The 4831-nt window shown below is 28.8% G+C and carries 5 protein-coding genes; all 5 read right to left on the reverse strand.

Translation table 11 applies throughout. The features are described from left to right. Nucleotides 1-176: 176 nt before the first annotated feature. From BOW55_RS20425 to BOW55_RS20445, 5 genes are read right to left on the reverse strand one after another with little or no spacing between them, the layout of a single operon-like run. Nucleotides 177-908 (reverse strand): glycosyltransferase family 2 protein, encoded by a 732-nt coding sequence (locus tag BOW55_RS20425; protein WP_129026280.1) that lies wholly within the window; start codon nucleotides 906-908, stop codon nucleotides 177-179. 13 nt (nucleotides 909-921) lie between these two features. Next, a complete protein-coding gene (locus BOW55_RS20430; protein ID WP_129026282.1) occupies nucleotides 922-2010 on the reverse strand; it encodes a glycoside hydrolase family 99-like domain-containing protein in 1089 nt (362 codons plus the stop codon). A gap of 2 nt (nucleotides 2011-2012) precedes the next feature. Further along, nucleotides 2013-2630 carry a DapH/DapD/GlmU-related protein gene (locus tag BOW55_RS20435; protein ID WP_129026284.1) on the reverse strand — a complete coding sequence of 206 codons (618 nt, stop codon included), beginning with the start codon at nucleotides 2628-2630 and terminating at the stop codon, nucleotides 2013-2015. 43 nt (nucleotides 2631-2673) lie between these two features. Beyond that, a complete protein-coding gene (locus BOW55_RS20440) occupies nucleotides 2674-4143 on the reverse strand; it encodes an oligosaccharide flippase family protein (protein ID WP_129026286.1) in 1470 nt (489 codons plus the stop codon). A 3-nt stretch (nucleotides 4144-4146) separates the two neighbouring features. Further along, entirely contained in the window at nucleotides 4147-4572 is a 426-nt protein-coding gene (locus BOW55_RS20445) for a hypothetical protein (RefSeq protein ID WP_129026288.1), read from the reverse strand. Nucleotides 4573-4831 lie beyond the last annotated feature (259 nt).

Genomic DNA, 4831 nt, shown 5'->3' on the forward strand with positions numbered 1-4831 from the left:
ATCAAAATATTTAGCATTATTCGATATTCTTTTGTCTCGTAATATATCAGAAAAATCTATAAATTTACCAGTAATTTTTTTATTATAAACTAATGCATTTAAGCAAAATGCAAATGTAATATCAAATAGACTTTTCTTTAGTCTCAAGTCTAATTCATTAGACACTAATTGATTTTTTATAATAGATTTTCAATTCTTTCGTTCATAGCGAAATATCTTTTCGTAAAATCTTTTCTATAAGATATCATAGTGCTTCCATGTCGGATAACATAGTGATAAAAAACCTCAGAAACATAAGAAAAATTTGGCTTTGCGACTAATAAGGATAAATTGAAAAATTTATCCTCGTAAAGAAAAACTCGCTCACTTTCAAATCGAAGCTCTAATTTATCTATAAATTCTTTTTTATAAATTTTATCACAAGGCGAATTAGGAGAAAACAATTTATCCGATGGAAAAATAGCTTCGTTAATCAAAAATTCTAGAGATAGTGATTCAATTGGAGGGATAACTGGAGACTGTGAAGTACCATTCGGAAAATCATGTACAATATTACAACAAACCAAATCGTAGTTATGTTCTATAGCTCTTGTATAGAGACTTTCATACATATTACTTTCTATCCAATCATCACAATCAACAAAGGCAATATATTTACCAGATGCTAAATCAATTCCTTTATTTCTTGTTAATCCTTGACCAATATTTTTTTCATTTTTAAAATATTTTAAACGAGTATCTTTAGATGCATATTCTTTTAAAATTTCTAATGAGTTATCAGAAGAAAAATCATCAATACATATCACTTCAATATCCGAAAGAGTCTGCTCAAGGATGCTGTTCAAACACCTCTCTAGAAAAAGACTTGCATTATATACTGGTATAATTACCGAAATTTTTATTTCCAAGAAAAACTAGTTTTTATATTAATTGTCTTTTCAAAGCTTCTAAATATTTTAAGCCCCATTTTAAATCTGGCTCCATATAATTTCCCTCCGCCCATTCATTCCATGATTTTATAAAAATAATTTTATGCTCTTCATCCTTTTCTTTTACGAGGTCTACAGCTTCTTTCACGTGGGTCTCAAAATATTCTGGTTTTGAATTCGTTAGTACCATACCTTCACGCCCACTTCTCGCAGTATGATCCCAACCAGGAATAATACTTGGATAAACAAATTCTTGCCTGTCTTCTTTTGGAACCAGAAAATATTTAGACATAAGTCTATATGGAATAGCATACGCTGCAGCAGTCCCTAAAAATATTTTTTTTATTCGACTAAATAGTTTTTCTCTAATTGAACGATGATTTATTAAATAATTATTTAATCTAGTTGTATTTACAGCATCTACACCAGTTCTCTGTATATCTTCAATCTTATTTGTCAAGTCATTATGATGTCCAACAAAATGAATGCCGATCAAACCATTTTCAATCGCTAGCTTTCGCCAAACATCTATAAAAACTAGTACCTCCGAACTAGCTAATGGTTTATAAATCATAAACAATGGTTTTCCATCAACTTTTATATAGCGTTTATCTTTTAAAGCTGGAAGAACTTCATAAAAATGAGCTTTATAATCTTCAACACCTGGATATAATTGTTCAATTAAAACATTTCTATTTTTCAGCCCATGATCAAAACCTTTCCATGTTTCATTTGCCCACGCAAGGCAAAAAGGAAAATCAGGCTCACCAGAAGCAATTACTTCATTGAAAGGTCTTTCTATTAATCTTTTCCCATTACCAAACCAATAATGCCAATAACAAAATCCTTCAACACCATATTCCTTAGCCATCTCTGCTTGAGCTATACGGGTTTCTGAAACTCTAAGATCATAATATCCTAAATCGGCAGGTATTCTAGGTTGATAATGTCCTCTGAATAAAGCTTTTGCTTTTCCAACATTAGTCCATTCTGTAAAACCTTTACCCCACCATTTATCGTTTTCTGGAATGGGGTGATATTGTGGTAAATATAATGCTATAACTCTTGCTTCTTTTTTCATCATTATAATTCTCTAATTACTCTTGCTGGATTTCCTCCAACGACACTATTTTTAAGTATTGATTTTGTAACAACCGCATTAGCTCCTACAATTGTATTTTCACCAATAGTTACTCCTGGTAAGACAACAACTCCTTCCCCAATCCAAACATTATCCTCAATAATTACAGAACCTTTACTAAATAGTTTTCTTCTAGAAGGTGGTAGAAGAATAGAGTTTTTATTGATTTCACCATGTGAATGGTCACTTATATAGACCTTACTTGCTAACAAAACATTATTACCAATAACTATGCGATTGATTGCTCCTATATGACAATCTTTTTGAATTGAAACATTATTACCAATAATTATTTCTGGAGAAAATTTTTCTCCTAAAAATTCATCAATCGCATCTAATCTTAATCTTTGGTCGCAATCAAAGTTTTCTCCAACTGTTATATATTTCGCTCCTTTCAAATAAATAGGATAGCTAATGTTTAAATTTTCAGCCTTCTTAAAATTCTTTTTAATCCAGAATGAATATAATAAATTAAACCTATTAACTAATTTAATCGAGGTTGAAAATGAGAAAAAGAACGAAATTACGTTAATGAATATTGTTACAATTTTATTTTTCATTTAAACTATAAAATATATTTTAATAACCATACAAATTGTAATATTAAAATTTGTAGAACTTAAATTTATCTCTAAAATGGTAGATTTGATTTAACGTCAGTAAACTCCTAATACCAACTACTAAAATGAAAATAAGGCTTAAAACATATTGAGTACAACTTTCTACAAAAGTTACATTTATAATCATAAGCACTGCAAAAAGACCATAAATCAAAATATTCTTTACGTTTTTAACGGAAAATTTAAAATTCCCTATTTTACGCACCAAAAAATAAACAAGAAATAATTTGCTAAATATTGCAATAGCATCACCAATTCCTAAAATTTTAAAACCAAAATATGACCACCCAAAATATACTATAGCTAAAAAAAGTGAAGACCAAACTCCATCGATAATTATGCAAAAAATACCTTTATTTTTGGCCAAAAATAAAACAGATAGAGGCCACGAAATTAAAGTGAAAAAAGCACCAAAAAGTTGCCATTGCAATATTGTCGTTGTGCTTAAAAAAGAAGAACTATATAAAACTTTAATCAATATCTCAGTTGTTGCAATTAAAGTTAAAATCATTGGAGTACCTAAGACTAAAGCAATCTCCAATTGTTCATTTATCAATTTATTTGACATTTCATTATCAGAATTAATTGCACTCAGTCTAGGAAAAAAATCAGATAGCATCGAATTTATAATTATTCCAACATAAGTAGTACTAATCATCCAAGAAGCTTGAAAAAAGCCTACAGCTTCTATATTCATTTTATCAACAATAATTACACGAATAATGTATAGCGTCAAGGTTGCCATAAAGCCAGTAACAACAATAAAAAAACCTAATTTTGCCATCCCAAATCCTTTGGATATAGTATCCTTGAATGAGATTCTTTGAGATTCAAATTTAATTTTTCTAGAATAATACCACGAAAATATGAGCGGAATTAAAGATGTTAGAATTAAAACTGGCACAATTCCTTGGATACCAAATATGTAATAAACAACTATACTTATAGCCGTAGAATATATTGCCCCATATAAAGTTGCTTTTGCCATCAGTTTTATTTCGCGTTTTCCTTGAAGCAAAGCTATCTGTCCTCCAGTTACACTTGTAAGCAAAAGAGTTATTGACAAATAAACAACGCTTAAAACGTAATCAGAGTTCCCAAAAGTAAAATTACTTAATGGTTTAGCTAAAATAATTGTTAGGAAAGTACCTAATAGACCTGTCCAAAATACAAGATTTCTTAAAACAGTAATTGTTTCATTTAATTTTTTAATATTATTGGATGCATCTGATTCTGCAACATCTTTAACTGCGCTAAAATTCAATCCGAAACCCGTGATATTTCTAACAAGATCAATTATTGATTGCAACATTCCAGCAACTCCTACCCCAAAAGGCCCTAATAGAACAGCTAGAATCTTAGTCCTTACTATTCCAATTAAAATTGTAATAAATTGAGTGCCACCAATTATACTAGTAGCTTTTAAGATTTGTTTCTTAGAGTCGTTGCTCATATTTTATTTTTCCTTTTTTACTTTTATTTTCATTTTATTATAACCACTCAGAAGTTTCGATTTAAAAAAATATAAATATGAAAACAATTGTAGTTTGTAAAATCCAGTTTTACCATAATAAACGCACAAACTTTCTCCAATTTTATCAAGACTAAAAGTATAATTGTTTTTACAAATCTTAGTATTACAATACCAACTAACTAAAAAATCAGAAAATAAATCTTGTTTGATTTTTTCAAAAGTAATCTCAGATATAATTTTATTAGATTCGGCTAATTTCATAATATTTAAATAATCAACGGCAAAAACTCTAAATAAATTATATCCTCCTTTTTTAGAAACTTCTTGATTTACAAAATACATCTTATCAACTATTGCAAACTTTTGCTTTGAGTGTTGCATCATTAATAAAGATGTATGAGGAAACATTTTGTCAACTTTTTGATCAGTTATTGCAGAAAAATCTTCATTCCAAATTGCAAATCCAGTACTCCAAGAATTCCAAAAAGATAAATTTGCACAAAAAGAATCAAAAGAATCATAACTTGAGATTTCATATTGTCCAGAATTTTTAAAAATATAAAGGCTTACGAATCTTTTCCTTTTTATAATGAGATTAGCTCGTATAAACTATTTTCAGCAAACATTGTATAATTATTGTGCAATTTCAAAAACAATCCTTTACCCA

Source organism: Flavobacterium sp. YO12 (assembly GCF_004119495.1).
Taxonomy (GTDB): Bacteria; Bacteroidota; Bacteroidia; order Flavobacteriales; family Flavobacteriaceae; genus Flavobacterium.

Bases quoted from the DNA above. Each gene is read 5' to 3' on its own strand.
- BOW55_RS20435 (WP_129026284.1), bottom strand. From the start codon at position 2,630: ATGAAAAATAAAATTGTAACAATATTCATTAACGTAATTTCGTTCTTT.
- BOW55_RS20445 (WP_129026288.1), bottom strand. From the start codon at position 4,572: ATGTTTCCTCATACATCTTTATTAATGATGCAACACTCAAAGCAAAAG.
- BOW55_RS20430 (WP_129026282.1), bottom strand. From the start codon at position 2,010: ATGAAAAAAGAAGCAAGAGTTATAGCATTATATTTACCACAATATCAC.
- BOW55_RS20440 (WP_129026286.1), bottom strand. From the start codon at position 4,143: ATGAGCAACGACTCTAAGAAACAAATCTTAAAAGCTACTAGTATAATT.